This window comes from Aliamphritea ceti, assembly GCF_024347215.1.
Lineage (GTDB): Bacteria > Pseudomonadota > Gammaproteobacteria > Pseudomonadales > Balneatricaceae > Amphritea > Amphritea ceti.
Genome location: NZ_AP025282.1, coordinates 354,675 through 377,145 on the forward strand (window position 1 = coordinate 354,675; position 22,471 = coordinate 377,145).

Genomic DNA, 22,471 nt, shown 5'->3' on the forward strand with positions numbered 1-22,471 from the left:
GCACCCGCCCTGGCTATACAGATAAGCCTGATGCCGGTCACCTGAACTTCATGGTTTCCTGTTTTCTTCCCTGAAATAGCGCGCAGGTTCCCCTATACCATCGGTCGTAACCGATAGCGGTAAAGCTGCCTGCAGGCCAGACACCGGACGAGCATACCCCTGGGAAGCTGAGCTCTGCCCGGCCGTTTGCCGGCAGACTCTGCTGCTCCCATCTTCTTCGGGCATAGGGGTACCCCGACATCTGAAAAACGCAGATACCCTGGCTCGAAACTGTGCATTGAAAATTCTTACCGGCGCAACGGTACAGCTACAGTCATTTGTCTGACTGTAATCGGTAGCGGGCCTGTTCGGACAGCAAGCTTTAGCGGCTTACGTTTGATGGCCTAAGATATTGATTTTCAATGTCTAATAGTTGAAATAATAAGCTTTGTCGTAAAGCCTTCTCCTGTGTGAATAACCTGTAGCCTGGTGATAGCCCGACTGTCGGCGTCGCGTATAGCTGCCGTTAGTTGGTTCATTTCAACCGGCTGTTCAGGCCGATGTTAAAAACTGGCTTTAGAAATGAAGCAAGAAGCGGGCCTAAAGTGATAATTCTGCTATGCAAGAAAAATTTCTCATCGTGAAAACGAATTATGCTAGTCGAGTATTGCAGTAGCTGGTGCTAATAAAGCCGGGAATTTGGCCTCATCTGTGTCGATATTTGTCTAAAATGCGGCGATATTACGCATTTTTGACAATGAGTATTCCGTTAGTCTGTAGTCTGGTGCTTACGCTATATGGGGATTGGCATTAGTCGCGCCGGTACAAAAAATATACATTTTTTGTTTACGAAGCTTGCCTTTTAAATAGTCTTAAGGCAGCATCGTGAAAAAATAATTACAAATTTCACGAAGAGCATAATAATGACAAATATTTCATCTCCTGTGGATCCTAACGGTCTGCTAGAATATTCCGTGGTTTACACCGATCGTTCCCTGAACCACATGTCCAAATCTTTCCAGAGCGTGATGAATGATATTTCCCGCACTCTGAAATCTGTTTATCAGGCAGACGCTGTTGCTGTTGTACCGGGTAGTGGTACTTTCGGTATGGAAGCGGTTGCCCGTCAGTTTGCTAACAATAAGAAAGCACTGATTATCCGTAACGGTTGGTTCAGCTTCCGCTGGACACAAATTCTTGAAATGGCTGATTTGCCATCAAGCTGCACTGTCATGAAAGCCCGTCAGACTGAAGAAGGCAGCCAGGCCCCTTTCGCGCCGGCGCCGATCGATGAAGTTGTTGCGGCTATTCACGCTGAAAAACCAGACGTTGTTTTCGCACCGCATGTTGAAACCTCTTCAGGTATGGTTTTGCCATCTGATTACATCAAGGCTGTTGCTGAAGCTGTTCACGCGGTTGGTGGTCTGTTTGTACTGGACTGCATTGCTTCCGGTGCAATCTGGGTAGACATGAAAGCCCACGGTGTTGATGTGCTGATCAGTGCGCCTCAGAAAGGCTGGAGCGGTTCGCCTTGCTGCGGTCTGGTGATGATGAACCAGCGTGCTCTGGCGGTACTGGAAACAACAGAAAGCAACAGCTTTGCCTGCGACCTGAAAAAGTGGCTGCAAATCATGAACGCATACGAAGGTGGTGCACACGCTTACCACGCGACTATGCCAACTGATTCTCTGGCGAGCTTTGCCCAGGTGATGAAAGAAACTGAAGAATACGGTTTCGATAAAGTTTGTGCTGCTCAGCAGGAGCTGGGTGACAAAGTGCGTGCATTGCTGGTTAGCAAAGGTATTAAGAGCGTTGCTGCTGAAGGCTTCCAGGCGCCAGGTGTAGTAGTTAGTTACACCGGTGATGCCGGTTTCCAGAACGGTAGCAAGTTTGCTGCTGAAGGTATGCAAATCGCTGCGGGCGTACCCCTGCAGTGTGATGAGCCAGCTGATTTCCAGACCTTCCGTCTGGGTCTGTTCGGTTTAGACAAGTTGTACGATGTTGATGCAGCTGTTGCCAAGTTTGAACAAACTCTGGAGAGAGTCCTGTAAGCAGGATTAGAGTAAGTTCTACCGTCGCGGCGTTCATCACTGAACGCTCCGGGCGCCTGCGGTGATCCCGCAGGTAGGCCCGGGAATCAGCATTTTGTAATGCAATGAGAAATCTTTCGGTAAGTTACAACTGACACATAGATTTCATATTAGGGCACCGAAAAAATAACAAATGTAGTGAAAAACGATACCGTACCTCAAAACCCGGTTATGATGTTTTTCAAACAAACTTAAAAAGGTGAATCAAATGAGAATGATGCCGAAACTGACCTTGCAAGATGCCCAACTGATCATGCAAGCCTGCGTTGCAAAAGCAGAAGAAATTAATGTAGATATGGATATTGCCATCACTGATGACAGTGGCAATCTGTTGATGTTCCAGCGTATGGACAATGCGCGGATCACCAGTATCGATATCTCTATGGGTAAGTCTTTTACTGCCTCCGCTGCGCGTAAATCTACCCGTGAATACGGTGAAGTAAGTGTGCCGGGTAAACCTGCTTTTGGTATTAATACCAGTAACCAGGGCCGTTTTTCTATTGTTGCCGGCGGTGTACCGATTTTTGCCGGTGAGCACATTGTTGGTGGTGTCGGCTGCAGTTCAGGCACCCCAGACCAGGATGAAGTGGTCTCTCAGGCCGGTGTTGACGCGTTTCTTGCGTCACTGAAGTAATTTCCTTTTTTGAATTGATGCCGGGCCCGGTTTAACCGGGCCCGTTTAGTTGCTGGTGCCTGTTCGCCAGCAAGAGGTAAGAATATTATGTTTAATAAGCAAGATCGTATTGATGCCTTTGATGCAGAATTGTGGACCGCCATGCAGGCTGAAGAAGCCCGTCAGGAAGAGCATGTTGAGCTGATTGCTTCAGAAAACTACACCAGCCCTATGGTTATGCAGGCGCAGGGTTCCGGCCTGACAAACAAGTACGCTGAAGGTTACCCGGGTAAGCGTTACTACGGTGGTTGTGAACACGTAGATGTGGTTGAGCAACTGGCCATCGACCGTGCTAAAGAACTGTTCGGTGCTGACTACGCAAATGTCCAGCCGCATTCCGGTTCTCAGGCTAACTCTGCTGTATATATGGCACTGTGTGAGCCGGGCGATACTGTTCTGGGTATGAGCCTGGCACATGGTGGCCACCTGACTCACGGTTCTAAAGTAAGCTTTTCCGGCAAGATCTATAACGCTGTTCAGTATGGCCTGAATGATGCCGGTGAGATTGATTACGCCGAAGTAGAACGTCTGGCAAAAGAGCATCAGCCAAAGATGATCGTTGCCGGTTTCTCTGCTTATTCCCGCATTATCGACTGGCAGAAGTTCCGCGACATCGCCGATATGGTCGGTGCTTACCTGTTTGTTGATATGGCACACGTTGCTGGCCTGGTTGCAGCTGGTCTGTACCCTAACCCGGTACCAGTTGCTGATGTTGTAACTACAACTACCCACAAAACACTGCGCGGTCCGCGTGGTGGTCTGATCATCGCCCGTGCTAATGACGCAATCGAGAAAAAGCTTAACAGCGCGGTATTCCCGGGTGGTCAGGGTGGCCCGCTAATGCATATCATCGCGGCAAAAGCTGTGGCGTTCAAAGAAGCGCTGCAGCCTGAATTTACCGGTTACCAGCAGACAGTACTGGATAATGCCCGTGCAATGGCTGAAGTATTTATCGAACGTGGCTACGACGTAGTATCCGGTGGCACCGATGATCATCTATTCTTATTAAGTCTGATCAAGCAAGGCATTACCGGTAAAGACGCCGATGCCGCGCTGGGCCGGGCGAACATTACAGTGAACAAGAATTCAGTGCCTAATGATCCCCAGTCACCATTTGTGACCAGTGGTCTGCGAATTGGTACACCGGCTGTGAGTAGCCGTGGTTTCAGTGTTGATGATTGCCGTCAGCTGACTGGCTGGATCTGTGATGTGCTGGAAGACATGGATAACCAGGCGGTTATCGATGACGTGAAAAGCAAAGTTCTGGCGCTGTGCGCTGAACATCCGGTCTACCGCTAAGCGGCGACTACTTACGGGCATGGTGTCCGGGCGGTGAGGGCCTGGATACCGAAGGGGTGAAAAGATGAATATCAGTGTTTTTGATCTGTTCAAAATTGGTATTGGACCGTCCAGTTCACATACTGTCGGACCAATGCGTGCAGCGTTGGATTTTGTTGCTAAGCTGCGCGAACGTGGCTGTCTGAAAGACGTTAGCGGTGTCAAAATCGAACTGTTCGGTTCACTGGGAGCGACAGGTGTCGGTCACGGTTCCGGACCGGCAGTCATTCTGGGTCTTGAAGGCCAGTCGCCGGAAAGTATCGATCCTGCGTATATGCAGCCACGGCTGGATGAAATTAAGCAGCAGGCGCGCCTGTCTTTGGATGGCGAACATGAGATTAGCTTCAACGAAGACGATGACCTGTTATACATCTTTACCCCTTTGCCACAACATCCGAATGGCATGCGTTTCAGTGCCCGTGATGCCGCAGGTATTCACCTGTACAGCCGTGAGTATTTCTCGGTTGGCGGTGGTTTTGTCGTAGATGAAGATGAAATCGAAAGTGCTGATCAGGCAGTCGGTGACGACGATGATACCGTGCTGCCGTACCCGTTTGAGACTATGGAGCAGCTGTTAGGTCACTGTAAGAGCAGTGGTTTGTCGATCAGTGAAATCATGATGGCCAACGAAACCGTACATCGCAGTGCTGATGAGGTGCGTAAAGGCTTACTGGATATCTGGCAGGTAATGCAGGCATGTGTACAACGTGGCTGTGATATTGAAGGCATATTGCCAGGTGGTCTGAAAGTAAAACGCCGTGCCCCTGAACTCTATAAAAAGCTGATGGGACGTCCTGAAGCTGCCTTACGCGATCCGTTATCGGCGCTGGACTGGGTAAACCTTTATGCCCTGGCAGTGAATGAAGAAAATGCAGCTGGTGGCCGGGTAGTAACAGCGCCAACGAACGGTGCAGCGGGTATCGTGCCAGCGGTCCTGCATTATTATATGCGTTTCTATTACTCCGGCAGTGAAAGCGGTGTGGTACGTTTCATGCTGACAGCTGCAGCTGTGGGTATGCTATGTAAGCGTAATGCCTCTATTTCCGGTGCTGAAGTTGGTTGCCAGGGTGAAGTAGGTTCCGCCTGCGCAATGGCTGCGGCTGGTCTGGCAGCAGTGTCCGGTGGTACGTCTGAGCAAATCGAGAATGCTGCGGAAATTGGCATGGAGCATAACCTGGGTCTGACCTGTGATCCGATTGCCGGTCTGGTGCAGGTTCCCTGCATTGAGCGTAACGCCATGGCATCGATTAAAGCGATCAATGCCAGCCGTATAGCCCTGAATGGTGATGGCGAACATTTCGTCAGTCTTGATAAAGTAATCAAGACCATGCGTGATACCGGTGCCGATATGCAGAGCAAATACAAAGAAACCTCTCAGGGTGGCCTCGCAGTTAACGTAATCGAGTGTTAAAACGCGACCTTTGACGACGCATTTGGCTAAATATTGGACACTGGTCTTATTGCGGCTACGATGTGTCGTTTTTAGTATGTACCTGAGAGTGAAAAGTCGTAAATAATACCGCTTTCCAAAATGATGGCTTTATCCCTGTGGATAAGGCCTTTTGCGGAAGCAAATAATAAACAATAAAAGAGCCAACCAGCTTAGTAGAGGTAGTGAGTAATGGAACGCGAATCCATGGAATTTGACGTCGTCATCGTTGGTGCCGGACCTGCAGGTCTGTCAACCGCATGCCGACTGATGCAACTGGCCAATGAGAAAGATCAGGAACTGACCGTATGTGTGGTCGAGAAAGGTTCCGAAGTCGGTGCTCATATTCTGTCTGGTGCGGTGGTTGAACCCCGCGCACTGAACGAACTGTTCCCAGACTGGAAAGAACAGGGCGCACCGCTGAACACTGCGGTAACCGAAGACCAGATTTTCATGCTGAAAGATGCTGAAAATGCTAAGAAAATTCCTAACGCACTGGTTCCTAAAACCATGCACAACGAAGGCAACTACATTGCCAGCGTTGGCAACCTTTGCCGCTGGTTGGGTGAGCAGGCTGAACAACTGGGTGTAGAAGTATTCCCGGGCTTCCCTGCTGCAAACGTAATTTACGGTGAAGACGGCCGTGTTGCAGGTATCGGTACCGGCGATATGGGTCTGGATGAAGAAGGCGGTCAGAAAGATTCATACATGCCAGGTATGGATCTGTTGGCTAAGTACACTATCTTCACTGAAGGTTGCCGTGGTCATCTGGGTAAAGAGCTGATTGCCAAGTTCAACCTGGACGAAGGTAAAGACGCACAGCACTACGGTATCGGCATTAAAGAACTGTGGGACATCGATCCGGCTAAACATCAGCCAGGTCTGGTTGTTCACGGTGCTGGCTGGCCTCTGACCGATGCCAGCGGTGGTTTCTTCCTGTACCACACAGATAACAACCAGGTAGTTGTAGGTCTGATCACTGACCTGAACTACTCTAACCCGCACCTGAGCCCATTTGATGAGTTCCAGCGTATGAAGCACCACCCAGAGTTGAAACAGTATCTGGAAGGCGGTACCCGTGTTTCTTACGGTGCCCGTGCAATCGCTAAAGGCGGCCTGAATTCACTGCCGAAAATGACTATGCCAGGCGCGCTGCTGCTAGGTTGCGATGCAGGTACCCTGAACTTCTCCAAGATCAAAGGTACACACACAGCAATGAAGTCCGGCATGATAGCCGCTGAAACGCTGTTTGATGCCCTGAGTGCCGGTGATGAAGGCGGTCGTGATCTGACTGCTTACGCTGAGAACTTCAACGATTCCTGGTTGTACGAAGAACTGTTCAAGAGCCGTAACTTCGGCCCTGCAATGCACAAGTTCGGTACAATTCTGGGCGGCGCGTTCAACTTTATCGACCAGAACCTGTTCAGCATTCCTGTTACGCTGCACGACAACAAGCCTGACTACGCGGAAATGAAACCGGCCAGCGAATGCCCGGTAATCGAATATCCGAAGCCAGACGGTGTGATCAGCTTTGATAAATCTTCATCTGTGTTCCTGTCGTTCACAAACCATGAAGAAAATCAGCCGTGTCACTTGCAGTTAACTGATGCATCTATCCCGATGACATCTAACCTGCAGAAGTTTGCCGAGCCGGCACAGCGTTTCTGCCCTGCAGGCGTTTACGAAATCGTTGAAGATGATGACGGTTCACAGCGCTTCCAGATCAACTCGCAGAACTGCGTACACTGTAAGACATGTGACATTAAAGACCCTGCCCAGAACATTACCTGGGTTACCCCTGAAGGCGGCGGCGGTCCTAACTATCCAAACATGTAAGCTTGAAAAAAGCTTGTTGAAGAATGTGTGACAAACCCATTGGCCACGCTTTCTTCGAGACCAATTTTGGCTCAGGTGGCGTAGGGATACGTCACCAACTTTTTTACCTTGTGTATTAACAATGTGTAATAAACCTCTCCCGTATTGGGCAGAGGTTTTTTTTTGCCTGAAGAACGTGATCGCTTTTGAGGAGCCTTAGGTTAACTGAATGACTACGGATAAAGCGGCTACAACTTTTTGAATGAACCATGGATTAGTGAGCAGTGATCGGTGGCATATTTTGATGCTGGCTTAACTAAAGAAAAGCGTGCAATATCAGCTATATAGAGTTATGCACAGACGATATTTAGTGTCTGTATAAACCCACAAAGCGTGCGTGCGTGTTTTTCCCGTGAAGAAACAGGATGTGCTTCATGAAAAGGTTCTTGGATTAACCAGATAATACCTTTCATATATTCCTTTCTCGGACCAATAGTGCCGTAAGCGTTAGGCTTCTTAATCATGCGAATAACACTTGCTGTAATCATTTTTATATTCAATATATCTTTTGCTTACGGATATAAAACCGAAGTTGCAAAGAATGGTGAAACAGTCATATTGCAAACAAAAGATTTGATTGGCGCGTTTGTTCTTTCAAATCAAACACCGACTTTTCAGCAGGCTACTTATCAATGGGCCCTCTATAAAAAAGATGCGCAATCATTAAGTTTTATAAAAATAGACAGTGGCAACGGTGTTACTGGTGATATACCAAAAAAGTTTCTGTTCTTTGAGTATGTATTGCTTAACCCAATAAAGTTTGGTCCGTTTTCTATATATTGGTCAGGAAAAGGCAAAAGATCTGGTTGGGTATATTTCGACTTCTTCGAGAATAATAGTGATTTGAAGTACTGTATTTATTCGTACAATCTACTAAACGAAACTCAATTCATGCCATATGGCTGCCATTACAAAAATGTTTATTAAAAAGTCTAACAAAAGCAGTCTTTTCATAGCTTCTTTCTCTTGTAGCGTCTACTGCTGCAAACGTTAGATATTTATGGATATTGAGAAAATATACGAGTTTCTGATTGAAGAGCAGGGTATAAAACGATCAAAATTATCTCCCTGTTGTGATCTTAGAAATGACCTGGGAATTGAAGGTGATTATTTCTCTGAGCTAATCGAGTCCTTTGCAGAAAAGCATCAGGTGAATATGAATTATTATCGCTGGTACTTTCATCATGGAGAGGAAGATTGGAGCATTGGTGCCCTATTTTTTGTGCCGCCATACGATCAGGTTAAAACGATTGGAATCAGCCCTCAGATATTACTTGATGCTGCACGATCCAAGAAATGGCCAATTAGCTATCCTAAGCATCAGATGACTAAAGGTCGTCCAGATATCACTTTTAATATGGTATTCCTTGTTAGTATCGTTTTGGTCGGTGGGGTAGTTTGGTTGGTAAAAGAAATTCAGTACTTCATGGTGTCATCACAAATCGCATTTTCAGCGTTGGACTCATAAAAAGTTACCAGCCTTTTTTGCGGCGTTACACCCAAAGGAAATACAGTGGATATTCTTAAGTGGGCCGAAAAGGCTATGTCGATGGATGAGGAAACCTGGAAGCGGCATTCTAATCCGTGGAGTGTCTACTCTCGCTTTACGACCTTACCCTTAATTTCCCTGGCATTCTGGTCCCGGGAATGGCTTGGCGTTTATGCTATAGCACTGATTGCACTGTCATTCTTGTGGGTGTGGATAAATCCCCGCTTATTCAGCGCACCTGCAACGACTAACAACTGGGCCTCAATGGGGACGTTTGGCGAGAGAATTTACTTAAACCGTGCCAAAGAGCTTATACCTGCTCATCACCTTCGTGTTTGTCAGATGCTTCAGATCCTATCTGCAATGGGTTTGCCATTGTTAATCTATGGGCTTTACGCATTGGACGTCTGGATTCTGATATTAGGTAACTTCTGGATAATGGTATTTAAAGCCTGGTTTGTGGATCGTATGGTGTGGATATATCTGGACGTGAAAGATTCAAACCCGGTGTATCAGGCCTGGCTCAGGGAAAAGCCAGACCTTTAGAGGCTGTATGGCAGTTAAAGGTTTAGGGCAAAGCTAATTAGCACTACGCCTTACCTGACGCTCAAGCTGCCAGAGCATGATTGCCGCGCCTGATGCTGATGCGCCGAGCATCATGGTCATAATCATGATTTGGTATCGCACGGCTATCAGCGGTGATACATCCGATAGAATCTGTCCAGTCATCATGCCCGGTAATGACACTAACCCTACTGCAAATAAAGCATTCACCTGCGGAATCATCGCGCCTTTAAATGCGGTGATTCTTGCCTGTTGCGCTGATTTTCCATCCTCTATATTCGCATGAAAGCGTTCGGTAGCCAGGCTGACAGCATTCATCGTATTCGCGAAATACATACCGGCTAGCGGAATAACGACTTTAGGTAAAAACCAGGGATCGACGCCCAAAACAAGTTTTACCGAAAGGAATAAGTGTAAGCATACGGCTATGGACAGGGCGATGACCGCAGGTTTCAAATACCCCAAATGATGACGCACAGGCCGAATAGCTATCCAGGCGGCTGCACTTAACATGACGCCCATCACCAGCAATGTGAGCCAGGGGGACGGGTTGTGGAACAAAGCTACCAGTACATAACCGACACCGACTAATTGTAGAACCATCCGCAAACTGGCTAAGAGTATTTCTTTTACATCGCCTTGCCAGACTAAATAAACAGAACAGGCAATCCCAATGGGAATGAAGCACCAGGTCAGTGCCAGCCAGGAAATGCTATGCATCGGTATATCCAAATCATAATAAAAAGAGAGGGTTACATGAGTGTACCCCTCTTACCTGATTTGCAGTTAGTGCTCTGGCTTATAAAACCTGAGCCTGTTGGCATTACTGATCACACTGATAGACGACAGCGCCATCGCTGCACCGGCGAATACCGGGCTGAGCAGAATACCTGTGAACGGGAAGAGCACACCGGCAGCAACCGGAATGCCCAGGGTGTTGTACAGAAAGGCCGCAAACAGGTTCTGTTTGATATTGCGCAGCGTTGCACGGGAGATATCCACAGCATCAGCAATGCTCTGCACCGAGTTGTGTAGCAGTACCATATCAGCACTTTCAATTGCTATATCCGTGCCCTGCCCGATAGCTAGGCCAACGTCTGCCCGAGCCAGTGCCGGTGCATCGTTAATGCCGTCACCGGCCATAGCAACTTTACGCCCCTGAGCCTGTAATGCTTTAACCTGATCGGCTTTATCGCCAGGCAGTAAGCTTGCGTGAAAGCCATCAAGTTTCAGGGCACTTGCCACTGCTTCCGCTGTGTGTGGGTTGTCGCCGGTGAGCATGATGACTTGCAGGCCTTTGCTTTGCAGACGCTGAACTGCAGCAAGGCTGTCTGAGCGGATTGGATCGCTGATGCTGATGACGCCAGCCAGTTGTGCATTGATTGCCAGGAAGACCGGCGTCTGGGCGCTATCCATACCTGCGGTAAGTGCATCTGTTTCTGCTGCGGTTATCGACAAGCTTTGCATGAAAGCCTGATTACCCAGATGCAACTGACGGTTATCCACCTGACCCTCTACACCCCGACCAACAATTGCATTGAAGTTGTCCACAATAAGCTTTTCAGAAGAGCTTTGCTCAGAAGAACCGTTTTCAGAAGCATTTTGTTCTGAAGAGATGTTTTTGGCTGCATTCTGTTCTGCGTCACTGGCCTGACAGATAGCTGCTGCCAGTGGATGTTCTGAATGTTGTTCCAGTGCGGCAGCAAGTTGCAGCAGTTCAGTTTTGCTGATGTTTGTGCCAGCTGTTTGAGTAAGTCCTACTGCTGTGACGGTTGGCTTGCCCTCTGTGAGCGTGCCCGTTTTATCCAGCAATACAGTATCGATTCCCGCAGCGCTTTGTAGCGTTTCTGCATTACGGATAAGGATGCCATAGTCGGCAGCCTTGGCGATGCCCCGCATGACGGCCATAGGTGTTGCCAGGCCTAAAGCACAGGGACAGGCGATGACCAGCACAGTCGTGGCTGTGATCAACATATAGGTCAACTGTGGTTCAGGGCCGAACAGATACCAGGCGACGGCTGTCAGCGCGCTGAAGACTAATACCACAGGGACGAAGACTGCAGCAACGCTGTCGGCCAGTCGGGCGATAGCAGGTTTGCTGGCCTGTGCCTGCTGTACCATGTCGATGATCTTACTGATAACCGTATCAGCGCCGACTTTTTCAGCTTCTATGATCAGGCTGCCGATTTGGTTCAGGGTGCCGGCAATCACCTGCGCGCCTGAAGTTTTACTCACAGGCACGGGTTCGCCACTGAGCATAGACTCATCGACCAGGCTCTGGCCTTCGATTACCCGGGCATCTACCGGAATTTGTTCACCGGGGCGAAGCTGGATCTGATCGCCTACTTGTACATCTTCAAGGGCAATATCTTCAGTGGTGCCGTTTCGCACTACCCGTACCTGCTTAGGTTGCAGATTAAGCAGCTTTTCGACTGCGCTGGAAGTTTGCCGCTGGCCGCGCATTTCAATGGCGTTACCCAGGTTGATCAGGCCGATAATCATTGCCGAGGCTTCAAAGTAAACGTGGCGGGAGCCGTCCGGAAACAGATCCGGAAACAGCACGACGGCCATTGAATACAGCCAGGCGCTGCCGGTGCCTAAGGCAACCAGCGAATCCATAGTGGCACTGCGGTGCTGCAGTGCTTTCCAGCCGCCGGTAAAAAAATGTCTGCCAGGAAAGGCCAGTACTGCCAGCGTGAGCAGGCCAACGGCTCCCCAGATGAGCTGATCCTGTGAATTGCTGATATTCATGCTGTCGGTTAACCAGCCAATCAGCATCAGCGGCAGGCCGAGGCTTAATGCCAGCGCAGCGCTGCGTAATCGTAAACGGTAAGTGCGGGCTTCCTGCTGCTGCAACTGAGCGCGGTATTCAGGACTGTTCTGATCAACCTTGGCACCAAAGCCTATTTCTTCGACAGCACTGATCAGAGCGATTTCACTGATATCGCCTTCTACTCGCAGACGGCGTTGGGGAAAGTTAACCCTGGCGTCGTTAACACCAGGGGTTTCTGCCAGCCCCCGTTCAATTTTACCGACACAGCCGGCACAACGGACACCTTCCAGAATAAGGGTGGTAGCCATGTTGATGCTCCGAAAATTAATGCGCATGAAATCTATTCTCAGGGAGTGTAAAGCTTCCCCCTGGGGGAAGGTCAAGGCAGATAGCGATCTGTGTCAAAACAAAGATGTATGACTCAATTTAGCCTTGATTTTCCCGCCGTAAGCGACGAATCTATAAATGAAACTATATGACTGAACACGTAACTGAAAACTGATTTTAATGATTGAATCCATACACAACAGGCTCGTATCACGACGCCACTGGCTGTTGATTCTGCTGACACTGATCTTCCTGACGGGGCAGTGGTTGGCGGCAATTCAGCCGGTATCTGCTGCTATGCCCGCAAAGAGTGGCATGGTGATGGATATGGCATCTTGTGGAGCTTCCTGTGAGCATGATGCTGCTGATGAGGGTTACTGTGAAAGCATCTGTACGCTGAGCATGAATTGCTCGCCGCAGATCGGGGGAAACGCAGTTACTCTGTTGCTCAGCGCCGGCATCGTGCAGATGGATTATCAGGAAAATTATCAGTTTCAGTTTGCTGAACCTATCTATCATCCTCCAAGACAGGTCCATGCCTAGATCTTAAACCTGAGATCTGGAATCTGAGATCTTTGTGACTGATTATGACGCGGTATCGCCGGAGTTATAAAAAACAAAGATCCCGACCTGTTAACTTCTTGTTTGTGGATACTGACGTATGAACATCTCTCAGGCCGCAGCGGCCACCGGACTCAGTGCTAAAACTATTCGTTATTACGAACAGCAGGGGATAGTTGCGCCTGCGGAACGTTCGGATAACGGTTACCGGACCTATTCGCCGGTGCATATTGATGAGCTGAAGTTCATCAAGCGTACGCGCAGTCTTGGGTTTTCGCTGGAAGAAGGCCGTGATTTGCTGCGTCTGGCTCAGGATCCCAACCGCACCAGTGCCCAGGTAAAAAGTAAGGCGCTGGAGCATATACAACAGATCACTGAACAGATTGAAGCGCTGGAAGCAATGCGGGCAGCTTTATTGCCGATTGTTGAACAGTGCCAGGGTGACGAGTCGACAGACTGCCCGATTATTGATCAGCTTAGTGGTCGCTCCCAGTAACAGATTATCTGGTGTGCTTTGCATACCTGATCTGGAGTGATGATGAAAAATTTTTCCCGGGCGAGCCAGCGTGCTGCCCAGTTGTTAGTAAGTATCTTTTTGAGTGTTTCTTTTGCTGGTTTTTTTGTTGGCGTAGCGCAGGCGGCGGATCCTGTCTGGCAGGTCAGCGAGGATAATACGGCCTATCCGATTACTGTGTATCGCAGTACTACCTGTGGCTGCTGTAAGGCCTGGGTGGCACATTTGCGGGAACATAATTTTGCAGTGAAGGAAGTTACGGATTCTGAAATGAATACCGTTAAGCGTGCTTTTGGCGTGCCTCAGCAGATGGCTTCCTGTCATACCGCCACGGTAAACGGTAAGCTGATTGAAGGGCATGTGCCTGCACAGGATATTAAGCGTTTGCTGGCAGCAGACAATGATATCCGCTTGCTGAGCGTACCTGGCATGCCATCCGGTACACCTGGTATGGATATGCCGGGCGCACCTAAGCATGATTTTAAAGTGTATGCGGCAAATACTGAGGGCGAAGTATCTGTCTTCAGCGAATATGCTGGCTACTGATCAGCATGAGTGCTGATTAAACACCTGCAATTTACATGGTTGTCGCCTGGCTCACAGGCGGCGTATCATGGCCTGAACTGATTTTCATATGGTCGGGTTACTATAACGCATGGATAACTATCTGCTGTTTATTCTGATTGCCGCGGCAGTCATCGCCAGCCCCGGACCTGGTATCGTACTGACGCTGAAAAATGCGCTGCAGTATGATTTCAGAGGTGCCTTGCCGGGTGTGGCGGGTGTCGCACTGGGGATGTTACTGATCGCCGTTATTTCCGCGGCGGGGCTGGGTTTACTGCTGACCACATCTGCACTGGCATTTAGCGTGCTTAAGTATTTAGGGGCCGCTTATCTTATTTATCTGGGGATAAAACTGTGGCGCAGTGCCGGTCAGGCGGCGGATCTATCGGTCGGGCGACGCAGTTCAGTACGCGTTAGATTTTTTGAGGGGCTGGGGATAACTGCACTGAATCCTAAACCTATAGTGTTCTTTTTATCTCTGTTTCCGCAATTCATTGACCCGGCAGCGGCCTATGTACCTCAGTTTGCGTTACTGGCGCTGACTTTTAGCGCTTTGGTGGTAGTCATACACTGTGGCTATGCGGCAGCTGCTAATCTGGCCCGTGATAAACTACGTACGCCTAAGGGCAGTGAAATAATTAATAAAGTAAGCGGAGGGGTATTTGTATGTTTTGGATTAGCTCTGACATCAAGCAAGTAAGTATCAAGAATGTCACTATTGGTATCTTTCTGTTGGTTCTGGCGGGATATGGATATTTTGGTGACGGCTCAGGGCTGTTGCCGGAACTGAATGATAAGCAAAATATGCTGATTATTGCGGTGATTGGACTGGGTAGTATATTTTATGGCGTAAAGGATTATTTCTTTTATAAGCCGGAAGAAGAGCCGTCAGAAGAATCTGATTCACAGCAGAAGTAAGGTTTTAGCAGAGTTTAATATCTTATTGAACAACAGGTGACGCGATAGAGCTGCTGCCACCTGCCGTATAACAGGACGCGACAGGCGTTTACATTTTCTCGTTTACGCTGTCGATCTTGTCCTGAATTGTCTGAGCTTTGTCGGTACGGGTACCCAGCTTCATGTGGCTGGTGATACGTACAGCGCCCATTTCATGCAGGTCTTCGTGGCAACGTTTTACCGCAGCCAGTACGTCATCCCATTCGCCTTCAACGTTGGTGCCATAGCTATGCATCTGATGGCTCAGGCCGGCTTCCTGAAAAATTTTCTGGCAGTGCGCGACGTAAGGTGAAACGGATATGCCAACGCCACCCGGAGATACCATGATATCCATGATTACGAACATGTTAATTCCTCTCAAATTCAGTGATACCGGGCATAATAGCACTGCCGGGTAAGGACAGAAAATCACCCTATTTAGTCTAATGCGCAGTCATAGACGAGCAAACAGATTAATTTTAGGGTGATTAATATTTTCTTCAAAATGTCTATTTGTTGAAATTATTAGGTCTATATAACGTAATATTTTGCGTTTTTTGCTTGTTTGTTACAAGTTGCTTCTCTATGATCTGACGCAATCATTATTAAAAGTGGGGCCCCTGGAAGACAGGTCAACACCCCGATAGGAGTATCAGCCATGTTGCAGAAACGCGATTTTTACATCAATGGTGCCTGGGTGGCACCGAGCCAGGTGAATGATTGTGAAGTAATTAATCCGGCCACAGCTGAGGCCTGTGCGGTTATTTCACTGGGTAGCCAGGCAGATACTGATGCGGCGGTTGCAGCAGCGCGTCAGGCATTTAACAGCTGGTCTGAAACCCCTAAAGAAGAGCGTTTGAATTTAATCAAGGCGTTGCTGCGTGAATATGAAAAACGTAACGACGATATGGCAGCGGCTATTTCTATGGAAATGGGTGCGCCGATTGATCTGGCGACCCGTGCGCAAGCCGGTTCTGGCAGTTCGCATATTGAAGGTTTTATTGAAGCCTTTGAAAGCTTTGAGTTTGAAAAATCACTGGGTAGTAACGAACAGCTGATCCATGAGCCTATCGGTGTTTGCGGCATGATTACACCGTGGAACTGGCCAATGAATCAGGTCACGCTGAAGGTTATCCCAGCACTTGCTGTTGGCTGTACTGTGGTACTGAAACCTTCTGAAGTAGCGCCTTTATCTTCCATTGTATTTGCTGAAATTGTCGATGCTGCGGGTTTTCCTGCCGGTGTGTTTAACATGGTCAATGGTGACGGCGTAGGTGTTGGCAGCCAGCTTTCCAGCCATCCTGATGTGGATATGCTGTCGTTCACTGGCTCTACAAGAGCCGGTGCGCTGATCAGTAAAGCCGCGGCGGATACCGTCAAGCGGGTAACACTTGAGCTGGGTGGTAAGGGCGCAAATATCGTTTTTGCGGATGCTGATGATAAAGCGGTAAAGCGCGGTACTTTCCATTGTTTCAATAACACCGGACAGTCCTGTAATGCACCGACACGTATGCTGGTGGAGCGATCTGTTTATGATCAGGCAGTGGCAGATGCAATAGCAGCAGCTGGTGCGACTGAAATTGCCGATCCTACTTTAGCGGGTAAGCACATTGGTCCTGTGGTTAGTGAAATGCAGTACAACAAGATTCAGGAGCTGATTCAGGTTGGTATTGATGAAGGTGCACGCCTGATTGCCGGTGGTACAGGTAAGCCGGAAGGGCTGGAGCAGGGCTATTTCGTTAAGCCGACTATTTTTGCGGACGTGAATAACGAGATGCGGATTGCCCGGGAAGAAGTATTTGGCCCGGTATTAACTATGATTCCATTTGATACTGAAGAAGAAGCAATTCGTATCGCTAACGATACGGATTATGGTCTGACTAACTATGTACAGACTCAGGATCCGGAAAAAGCTAAACGTGTAGCCCGTAAGCTGCGCAGCGGTATGGTACGGGTGAACGGTATTGATTCAGCAGGCGCTTCACCATTTGGTGGTTATAAGCAGTCTGGTAACGGCCGTGAAGGTGGTATCTGGGGTCTGGAAGACTTCCTTGAGATCAAACATATCACTGACTGGCAGGGCTGATTTAAGCCTGTTTGGTAAACATACCTCGCTTCGGCGGGGTATTTTTTTGTCTGTAACTTATTGTTTTTGTAGTTGTATCGAGTTTATCGATTACAGCACTCAGAAAAAGTTTGTTGAGCGTCCAATATTATTGTGGCAGTTTGCTTAAAAAATGATCAGTAAGGAATTGTCATGACTGCCGTAGCTGTGCCTGATGCTGTCACTAAACCAATGACCAAGGCAGAAACTCGTGCAATACGGGAAAAGAGCTTGCTGCGAGCAGCATTAGTGACGGTTGCCAGATATGGCATTGAAGGGGCTACAGTGGCGCGGATTTGCAGCGAAGCCGGTGCTTCCCGTGGACTGATATCTCATTACTTTGTCAGTAAAGACGCCTTGTTGATTGCCGCCTTGCAAGGGCTGTTTGATGAAGCGCAGACGCTTAAAGAAAATATAGCTGCCGATCAGAGCTTACCGTTAACCGAGCGAATCCGCGGCATTGCTCATAGCAGTTTTCAGGCGCCGGTGTATAGCTGGGAGATGGCGGCAGCCTGGCAGGCTTTCACGAATGCCTGTCGATTTACGCCTTTATATCTGGAGCCGATTCAGGACTCTACAGAACAGTTTAACGATACGGTTCGGCTTTTGTTCATAGCATTAGGAGATGAACAGAACTTAGCTGTTAGTCCGGCAGCTGCAGCCAGGGGATTGTTTATTTTGATAGATGGCTTGTGGAATAGCCTGGCGACTGGCAAAGATGATATGACCCCGGAAGAAGCGACCCAAATGTGTGATGTCTTTATTTCTGGATGTTTGCAGTAAAACAACAGTAAATCTCAACTAACAGCAAAGGTGAGAAAATGTCTGCATTAACCGCACAACAGATTATTGATCATCAGCGTTACCCCATAGCTGATACGGACAGGCCGGAGCGAGCTGCACTGATTGAAAAAATTCAGAAGGATCTGGCTAAGGACGGCTGTGCGGTGGTTAAAAACTTCCTCAGTGAAACCGGCTTGCGGGACATGCTTAATGAAGCACAGGAGCGAAAAGATCAGGCTTATTATTCGGAGAAAAAGGCCTGTAACGTCTATCTTGGTGACGGTGATCCTGAATTATCGGAAGAGCACCCCCGTAATGTGTTTTTGCCTCGCACCAATGGTTTTATTACGGCGGACTTACTCACTGAAGATACCGCCGCCCGGATTTTGTATCACTGGGAACCACTGACTCGCTTTTTGGCTGACTGTCTGGGGAAGAAAGAACTGTTTATTTACGACGACCCGGTTTCTAACATGATTGTGAATCTAGGGAAGCCTGGCCAGCAGTTCAACTGGCACTACGATACTAATGAGTTCACCATCACCATGTTGCTAAAGCCAGCGGTTACCGGCGGGCATTTTGAATATGTGGCGAACTTACGGACCTCTGAAGATGAATGCTACGATGAGGTGAAAAAGGTACTCGATGGTGATCGCAGCCGGATTACCCGGTTAGAGCTGAATGCCGGTGATTTGCAGTTTTTTCTGGGGCGTTTTTCTCTGCATCAAGTAACTGAAAATACGGGGGATGATGATCGCTTACTTTTGATTATGTCATTCACTGAAAAGCCAGGTGTGATTGGCAGTTTGTATCGGGTGAAAGACCTTTACGGAAAAGTGACTGACGCTCATTATGAAAATGAGCGTAATCGGGTCAGAGCTGACGGGTTACTGGACTGAAGTGAGGCGTCATAGCAGTAACCCTACAGATTTAGCACCGCTTACAGTTTGCAGTATTCAGCTGCAATTTTAGCTGCCAGACGGGCGTTATTCAGTACCAGCTGAATGTTTGCTGCCAGACTTTTGCCTTCAGTTACTTCAGCAACCCGGGACAGCAGGAAAGGCGTGCTTTCTTTGCCGCTGACACCTTGCTCGTCCATTTCCCGCAGGGCGTTTTCAATCACACCGTCAATCATATCCTGATCCAGTGCGTGGGCTTCAGGAATTGGGTTGGCAACAACGACGCCGCCTTCCAGCCCCAGCTGCCATTTAGCCTGTAACGCTTTGGCAATAACCGTTGGGTTATCCAGCTGATAATCCACCCCAAACGGGCTGTTACGGGTATAGAACGCCGGCATAGTTTTGGTCTGGTAGCCAATAACAGGTACGCCGTGGGTTTCCAGATATTCCAGCGTCAGGCCTATATCCAGAATAGATTTAGCGCCGGCACAGACAACCGCCATAGAGGTGTTGGCCAGCTCCTGAAGATCGGCAGATACGTCCATTGTGGTTTCAGCACCGCGGTGAACGCCACCGATACCGCCGGTTGCGAATACCCGAACACCGGCCATTGCTGCAATGATCATAGTGGAGGCAACAGTTGTTGCCCCGTCCAGTTCCTGAGCAACGATAAACGGAATATCCCGGCGGCTGGTTTTGATGACGGCTTTACCGGTTTTACCCAGATAGGTAATTTCATCTTCACTCAGGCCAACTTTCAGACGACCTTTGATGATGGCTATAGTGGCAGGTAATGCGCCGTTTTCACGGATCGCCTGTTCTACTTTTAAGGCGGTTTCTACGTTCTGTGGATAGGGCATGCCATGGGAAATAATGGTGGATTCCAGCGCGACGACAGGTTGCCCGGCTGCCAGTGCAACGGCGACATCCGGATGAATATCCAGATACTGTTTCAGGTTAGCGGATGATGCTGACATGTTTATTCTCGGCTAATTTAATTAGATTCGGACAGGAGCTGCTTCACGTTCAGACGTGACATCTCCGGATTAATAGTGGATTGGCTGGCCAGTGCCAGACTGGCAGCAGCCAGCGCGAAGCGACAGGTTTGGCGGGCAGACATTTGCTGTAGCCAGCCATGGCAGAGGGCTGCCATCAGAGCATCTCCCGCGCCGTTGCTGTTGATAACTGTTTGGCTGGTTTGCTGGCAGCGGAAAGCCTCGCCGTTCAGGTGGCTGTAATACAGACCTTCACTGCCAAGGCTGATAAATAAACGTTCGACACCTTGCTGATGGAACCAGCCTGCCAGCTCTTTAAGGGCTGGCTCGGACAGGTTTTCAGAATCGAGATGTATACCGGATATTGCCGCTGCTTCTGCCAGATTTGGTTTCAATGTATGGATACGGGACAGAAATGGCTGGATTTTAGGTGCCTTGGCACTGGAAACGCAATCCACAAAGAAGCGTTGCTCCGGTAACTGATCAAACAGGCATTCCAGGGTACTGTTCTTCAGGTTGGTATCCAGTACCAGCAATTCTGCCCGGGCCAGTAAGCCCAGTTGTTTACGCAGATAGTCTGGCCCGAATGCATCCAGAATCGCCATGTCGGCAATCGCTTGCTGCATTTCACCCTGTTCATCGACCAGCGATAAATAGCTGGAAGTTGCATGGCCAGGAATCGTCACCATCTGGCTGGTATCGATACCAGCAAGGCTGCTTAATTCGGTGAGCTGCCGGCCACTGTGGTCGTCACCTACCGGTGCGATCAAATAGCAGTCTTCCCCCAGACGGGCAAGGTTTTCAGCAATGTTACGACCAACACCACCAGGACTGTAGCTGACTGTTCCTGGAGTTGAGCTGCCTGGGGTTAAGGCCTGATTAGGGGTACCAAGAATATCCATATTGGCACCGCCAATAACGACCGAGTAACGGCGTTCATTGAGGATATAGCCCCGGCCTTTGATAGCCCCTTTGGCGGTTAGATTAGTCAGATGGGTAGCGACAGCAGAACGGCTGATACTGAGAGAGTCCGCCAGTTCCTGTTGGCTGATCAGCGGATTGGCTTGTAGTAATTGCAGCAACTGACGTTCGCGATTTGTCATTTCTGGATTTTTGTCTGTAAATTGAAGTTTGTCTATTTTAGGTGTTAAGCGTGAAGAGTCAACTGCTGTGATACTGCATGTACGAAGCATTTCTTCGGAGTTGTTATGCAAGCATGTGCCTTCCCTGATGCGGATGTATAACTACGGATTGCATTTGTGGATAAGTCGGGAGATGCTTAGTTGCAGATTTGTTAAGGATAGATGTTTTGAATTTAGATACTAAAGATCAGCATATTCTGGCGTTGTTACAGCAAAATGCACGTATGCCGACGGCGGAAATTGCCCGGGCTGTTAATCTGGCCCGTTCGACAGTTCAGGAACGTATACGTCGGCTGGAGGAAAAGGGCGTTATTGAAGGCTATGGAGTACGTCTGAATGCTCAGCTATTACCGCGGCCCCAGTTTTTCAGCCGGGTGTCTGTGAGTGTATTGGCGCCGTTCCAGGCGGCTGTTATAGGTATTCTGGAAAGCATTCCACAGGTGTATTGCTGTGAAACCGTCAGTGGCAGTATTGATCTGATGTTAGAAATACGTGCTCATGATTCGGCTGAACTGGACGCGGTGATTGAAAAGATCAGCGCGCTCAAAGGTGTTGAGCGCACTGAGTCGGGAATCATTCTGCGTGAATTTTTTCGCCGCGCTTTATAACCAAGGCGTTTAGCTTTGCTGGCAGTCTTTAAGCAGCAGAGCTGCGAGTTCCTTATAAAGCTTTGCGCACACCATCGCCGTCATATCATTTATATCCCGTGAAGGATTGTATTCCACAATATCAGCGCCTATAACCGGGGCATCCAGCTGTTGCAGAATTGTTAATACTTCCCGGACTGTCAGCCCGCCAGGCTCATGATGTGAGACACCCGGGGCAAAAGCCGGATCCAGCGCATCCAGATCAATTGAGATATACACAGGTCCTTTTATATCCAGAGAGAGGGCTCCCTGCCAGTGACGCATTTCGTGAACTTCGACACCAAATTTTTCCGCTTGCTGCCGCTGATGGGCATTCAGTGTACGGATACCTACCTGTATCAGCCGGTCTGCGAGTTGCTCTTCCATAATGCGGGCAAACGGGCAGGCATGGGAGTGGCGATTACCCAGCAGTTCGTCATAAAGATCTGGATGGGCATCAAAATGTAGAATAGTTAACGGCTGCCGTTGCTCCTGCAGGCCTTTAACCAGCGGATAGGTGATCGAGTGGTCGCCACCAATGCTGAGTAACTTATGACCGGCACTATATACCTCCGCAGCCCGTTGCTGGATACAGGGAAAGGCGCTGGTCTGATCGGGCCAGGTTAGCATGCCTGCGTCTGTGAGCCGGTTGTCTTTGCCTATATCAACACCGCTCTCACTGCTTAGGTTGGCTGAGCCGTTATGCAGTATTTTGTGGATAATCGGTGGCGCTTCAGCGGCACCTGTCAGGTGTGAAGAGTTAAAGTCGAGAGGGATTCCCAGCACTGATACCGCCTGAAACGTCATAGT

General features: G+C 48.9%; 23 protein-coding genes. 17 read left to right on the top strand and 6 right to left on the bottom strand.

What is annotated here, in order from left to right:
• Nucleotides 1-902 precede the first annotated feature (902 nt).
• From OCU49_RS01520 to OCU49_RS01555, 8 genes are all read left to right on the top strand, one after another.
• Nucleotides 903-2,030, top strand: a complete 1,128-nt coding sequence (locus tag OCU49_RS01520; RefSeq protein ID WP_261843268.1) for an aminotransferase class V-fold PLP-dependent enzyme — start codon at nucleotides 903-905, stop codon at nucleotides 2,028-2,030.
• 247 nt (nucleotides 2,031-2,277) lie between these two features.
• Complete coding sequence (locus OCU49_RS01525; RefSeq protein WP_261843269.1) at nucleotides 2,278-2,703, top strand: GlcG/HbpS family heme-binding protein; 426 nt, start codon at nucleotides 2,278-2,280, stop codon at nucleotides 2,701-2,703.
• An 87-nt stretch (nucleotides 2,704-2,790) separates the two neighbouring features.
• Nucleotides 2,791-4,041, top strand: coding sequence for a serine hydroxymethyltransferase (gene glyA, locus OCU49_RS01530; protein ID WP_261843270.1), 1,251 nt, complete (start codon nucleotides 2,791-2,793; stop codon nucleotides 4,039-4,041).
• 64 nt (nucleotides 4,042-4,105) lie between these two features.
• Nucleotides 4,106-5,491, top strand: a complete 1,386-nt coding sequence (locus tag OCU49_RS01535; RefSeq protein ID WP_261843271.1) for an L-serine ammonia-lyase — start codon at nucleotides 4,106-4,108, stop codon at nucleotides 5,489-5,491.
• A 210-nt stretch (nucleotides 5,492-5,701) separates the two neighbouring features.
• The gene (locus OCU49_RS01540) at nucleotides 5,702-7,345 is read left to right on the top strand and encodes an electron transfer flavoprotein-ubiquinone oxidoreductase (RefSeq protein WP_261843272.1); all 1,644 of its coding nucleotides are present in this window, start codon (nucleotides 5,702-5,704) and stop codon (nucleotides 7,343-7,345) included.
• A 501-nt stretch (nucleotides 7,346-7,846) separates the two neighbouring features.
• The gene (locus OCU49_RS01545) at nucleotides 7,847-8,311 is read left to right on the top strand and encodes a hypothetical protein (RefSeq protein ID WP_261843273.1); all 465 of its coding nucleotides are present in this window, start codon (nucleotides 7,847-7,849) and stop codon (nucleotides 8,309-8,311) included.
• Between the two features lie 73 nt (nucleotides 8,312-8,384).
• Nucleotides 8,385-8,852, top strand: coding sequence for a DUF1493 family protein (locus OCU49_RS01550; protein ID WP_261843274.1), 468 nt, complete (start codon nucleotides 8,385-8,387; stop codon nucleotides 8,850-8,852).
• Nucleotides 8,853-8,897: 45 nt separating this feature from the next.
• Nucleotides 8,898-9,419, top strand: a complete 522-nt coding sequence (locus OCU49_RS01555; RefSeq protein ID WP_261843275.1) for a DUF6653 family protein — start codon at nucleotides 8,898-8,900, stop codon at nucleotides 9,417-9,419.
• Between the two features lie 33 nt (nucleotides 9,420-9,452).
• Here the strand turns inward: OCU49_RS01555 and OCU49_RS01560 are convergent, their stop codons facing one another.
• Both OCU49_RS01560 and OCU49_RS01565 read right to left on the bottom strand, forming a co-directional pair.
• Nucleotides 9,453-10,157, bottom strand: a complete 705-nt coding sequence (locus OCU49_RS01560) for an ABC transporter permease (protein WP_261843276.1) — start codon at nucleotides 10,155-10,157, stop codon at nucleotides 9,453-9,455.
• Nucleotides 10,158-10,223: 66 nt separating this feature from the next.
• Nucleotides 10,224-12,518, bottom strand: a complete 2,295-nt coding sequence (locus OCU49_RS01565; protein ID WP_261843277.1) for a heavy metal translocating P-type ATPase — start codon at nucleotides 12,516-12,518, stop codon at nucleotides 10,224-10,226.
• Nucleotides 12,519-12,717: 199 nt separating this feature from the next.
• On the opposite strand from OCU49_RS01565, the gene OCU49_RS01570 reads away from it, so the two are divergent.
• The 5 genes from OCU49_RS01570 (at nucleotide 12,718) to OCU49_RS01590 (ending at nucleotide 15,094) form a co-directional block, all read left to right on the top strand.
• A complete protein-coding gene (locus OCU49_RS01570) occupies nucleotides 12,718-13,080 on the top strand; it encodes a hypothetical protein (RefSeq protein WP_261843278.1) in 363 nt (120 codons plus the stop codon).
• Between the two features lie 118 nt (nucleotides 13,081-13,198).
• Entirely contained in the window at nucleotides 13,199-13,594 is a 396-nt protein-coding gene (gene cueR, locus OCU49_RS01575) for a Cu(I)-responsive transcriptional regulator (protein ID WP_261843279.1), read from the top strand.
• Between the two features lie 42 nt (nucleotides 13,595-13,636).
• Entirely contained in the window at nucleotides 13,637-14,158 is a 522-nt protein-coding gene (locus OCU49_RS01580; RefSeq protein WP_261843280.1) for a DUF411 domain-containing protein, read from the top strand.
• Nucleotides 14,159-14,267: 109 nt separating this feature from the next.
• The gene (locus OCU49_RS01585) at nucleotides 14,268-14,876 is read left to right on the top strand and encodes a LysE family translocator (protein WP_261843281.1); all 609 of its coding nucleotides are present in this window, start codon (nucleotides 14,268-14,270) and stop codon (nucleotides 14,874-14,876) included.
• Entirely contained in the window at nucleotides 14,843-15,094 is a 252-nt protein-coding gene (locus OCU49_RS01590; RefSeq protein WP_261843282.1) for a hypothetical protein, read from the top strand. The genes OCU49_RS01585 and OCU49_RS01590 overlap by 34 nt, the downstream gene beginning before the upstream one ends.
• A gap of 88 nt (nucleotides 15,095-15,182) precedes the next feature.
• On the opposite strand, the gene OCU49_RS01595 is transcribed toward OCU49_RS01590, so the two are convergent.
• Complete coding sequence (locus OCU49_RS01595; RefSeq protein WP_261843283.1) at nucleotides 15,183-15,479, bottom strand: MTH1187 family thiamine-binding protein; 297 nt, start codon at nucleotides 15,477-15,479, stop codon at nucleotides 15,183-15,185.
• Between the two features lie 291 nt (nucleotides 15,480-15,770).
• Here OCU49_RS01595 and OCU49_RS01600 point away from each other — a divergent pair, with 291 nt between their 5' ends.
• From OCU49_RS01600 to OCU49_RS01610, 3 genes are all read left to right on the top strand, one after another.
• Nucleotides 15,771-17,198 carry an aldehyde dehydrogenase family protein gene (locus OCU49_RS01600; protein ID WP_261843284.1) on the top strand — a complete coding sequence of 476 codons (1,428 nt, stop codon included), beginning with the start codon at nucleotides 15,771-15,773 and terminating at the stop codon, nucleotides 17,196-17,198.
• A gap of 171 nt (nucleotides 17,199-17,369) precedes the next feature.
• Entirely contained in the window at nucleotides 17,370-17,999 is a 630-nt protein-coding gene (locus tag OCU49_RS01605) for a TetR family transcriptional regulator (RefSeq protein ID WP_261843285.1), read from the top strand.
• A gap of 38 nt (nucleotides 18,000-18,037) precedes the next feature.
• Nucleotides 18,038-18,898, top strand: a complete 861-nt coding sequence (locus OCU49_RS01610) for a HalD/BesD family halogenase (RefSeq protein ID WP_261843286.1) — start codon at nucleotides 18,038-18,040, stop codon at nucleotides 18,896-18,898.
• Nucleotides 18,899-18,939: 41 nt separating this feature from the next.
• Here OCU49_RS01610 and OCU49_RS01615 read toward each other — a convergent pair whose 3' ends face one another.
• Together OCU49_RS01615 and OCU49_RS01620 are read right to left on the bottom strand one after the other, a co-directional pair.
• Nucleotides 18,940-19,854: a pseudouridine-5'-phosphate glycosidase gene (locus OCU49_RS01615; RefSeq protein ID WP_261845295.1), complete on the bottom strand. Its 915-nt coding sequence runs from the start codon at nucleotides 19,852-19,854 to the stop codon at nucleotides 18,940-18,942.
• A 38-nt stretch (nucleotides 19,855-19,892) separates the two neighbouring features.
• On the bottom strand, nucleotides 19,893-20,996 hold the full coding sequence (locus OCU49_RS01620) for a PfkB family carbohydrate kinase (protein WP_261843287.1): 1,104 nt from the start codon (nucleotides 20,994-20,996) through the stop codon (nucleotides 19,893-19,895).
• 206 nt (nucleotides 20,997-21,202) lie between these two features.
• On the opposite strand from OCU49_RS01620, the gene OCU49_RS01625 reads away from it, so the two are divergent.
• Entirely contained in the window at nucleotides 21,203-21,643 is a 441-nt protein-coding gene (locus tag OCU49_RS01625; protein ID WP_261843288.1) for an Lrp/AsnC family transcriptional regulator, read from the top strand.
• Nucleotides 21,644-21,652: 9 nt separating this feature from the next.
• On the opposite strand, the gene speB is transcribed toward OCU49_RS01625, so the two are convergent.
• Nucleotides 21,653-22,468 carry an agmatinase gene (gene speB, locus OCU49_RS01630; protein WP_261843289.1) on the bottom strand — a complete coding sequence of 272 codons (816 nt, stop codon included), beginning with the start codon at nucleotides 22,466-22,468 and terminating at the stop codon, nucleotides 21,653-21,655.
• Nucleotides 22,469-22,471 lie beyond the last annotated feature (3 nt).

Bases quoted from the DNA above. Each gene is read 5' to 3' on its own strand.
- OCU49_RS01590 (WP_261843282.1), top strand. From the start codon at position 14,843: ATGTTTTGGATTAGCTCTGACATCAAGCAAGTAAGTATCAAGAATGTC.
- OCU49_RS01525 (WP_261843269.1), top strand. From the start codon at position 2,278: ATGAGAATGATGCCGAAACTGACCTTGCAAGATGCCCAACTGATCATG.
- OCU49_RS01560 (WP_261843276.1), bottom strand. From the start codon at position 10,157: ATGCATAGCATTTCCTGGCTGGCACTGACCTGGTGCTTCATTCCCATT.
- OCU49_RS01605 (WP_261843285.1), top strand. From the start codon at position 17,370: ATGACTGCCGTAGCTGTGCCTGATGCTGTCACTAAACCAATGACCAAG.
- OCU49_RS01580 (WP_261843280.1), top strand. From the start codon at position 13,637: ATGAAAAATTTTTCCCGGGCGAGCCAGCGTGCTGCCCAGTTGTTAGTA.
- OCU49_RS01570 (WP_261843278.1), top strand. From the start codon at position 12,718: ATGATTGAATCCATACACAACAGGCTCGTATCACGACGCCACTGGCTG.
- OCU49_RS01535 (WP_261843271.1), top strand. From the start codon at position 4,106: ATGAATATCAGTGTTTTTGATCTGTTCAAAATTGGTATTGGACCGTCC.
- OCU49_RS01610 (WP_261843286.1), top strand. From the start codon at position 18,038: ATGTCTGCATTAACCGCACAACAGATTATTGATCATCAGCGTTACCCC.
- OCU49_RS01550 (WP_261843274.1), top strand. From the start codon at position 8,385: ATGGATATTGAGAAAATATACGAGTTTCTGATTGAAGAGCAGGGTATA.
- cueR (WP_261843279.1), top strand. From the start codon at position 13,199: ATGAACATCTCTCAGGCCGCAGCGGCCACCGGACTCAGTGCTAAAACT.
- OCU49_RS01585 (WP_261843281.1), top strand. From the start codon at position 14,268: ATGGATAACTATCTGCTGTTTATTCTGATTGCCGCGGCAGTCATCGCC.
- OCU49_RS01595 (WP_261843283.1), bottom strand. From the start codon at position 15,479: ATGTTCGTAATCATGGATATCATGGTATCTCCGGGTGGCGTTGGCATA.
- OCU49_RS01600 (WP_261843284.1), top strand. From the start codon at position 15,771: ATGTTGCAGAAACGCGATTTTTACATCAATGGTGCCTGGGTGGCACCG.
- OCU49_RS01565 (WP_261843277.1), bottom strand. From the start codon at position 12,518: ATGGCTACCACCCTTATTCTGGAAGGTGTCCGTTGTGCCGGCTGTGTC.
- OCU49_RS01545 (WP_261843273.1), top strand. From the start codon at position 7,847: ATGCGAATAACACTTGCTGTAATCATTTTTATATTCAATATATCTTTT.
- OCU49_RS01520 (WP_261843268.1), top strand. From the start codon at position 903: ATGACAAATATTTCATCTCCTGTGGATCCTAACGGTCTGCTAGAATAT.
- OCU49_RS01620 (WP_261843287.1), bottom strand. From the start codon at position 20,996: ATGACAAATCGCGAACGTCAGTTGCTGCAATTACTACAAGCCAATCCG.
- speB (WP_261843289.1), bottom strand. From the start codon at position 22,468: ATGACGTTTCAGGCGGTATCAGTGCTGGGAATCCCTCTCGACTTTAAC.
- glyA (WP_261843270.1), top strand. From the start codon at position 2,791: ATGTTTAATAAGCAAGATCGTATTGATGCCTTTGATGCAGAATTGTGG.
- OCU49_RS01540 (WP_261843272.1), top strand. From the start codon at position 5,702: ATGGAACGCGAATCCATGGAATTTGACGTCGTCATCGTTGGTGCCGGA.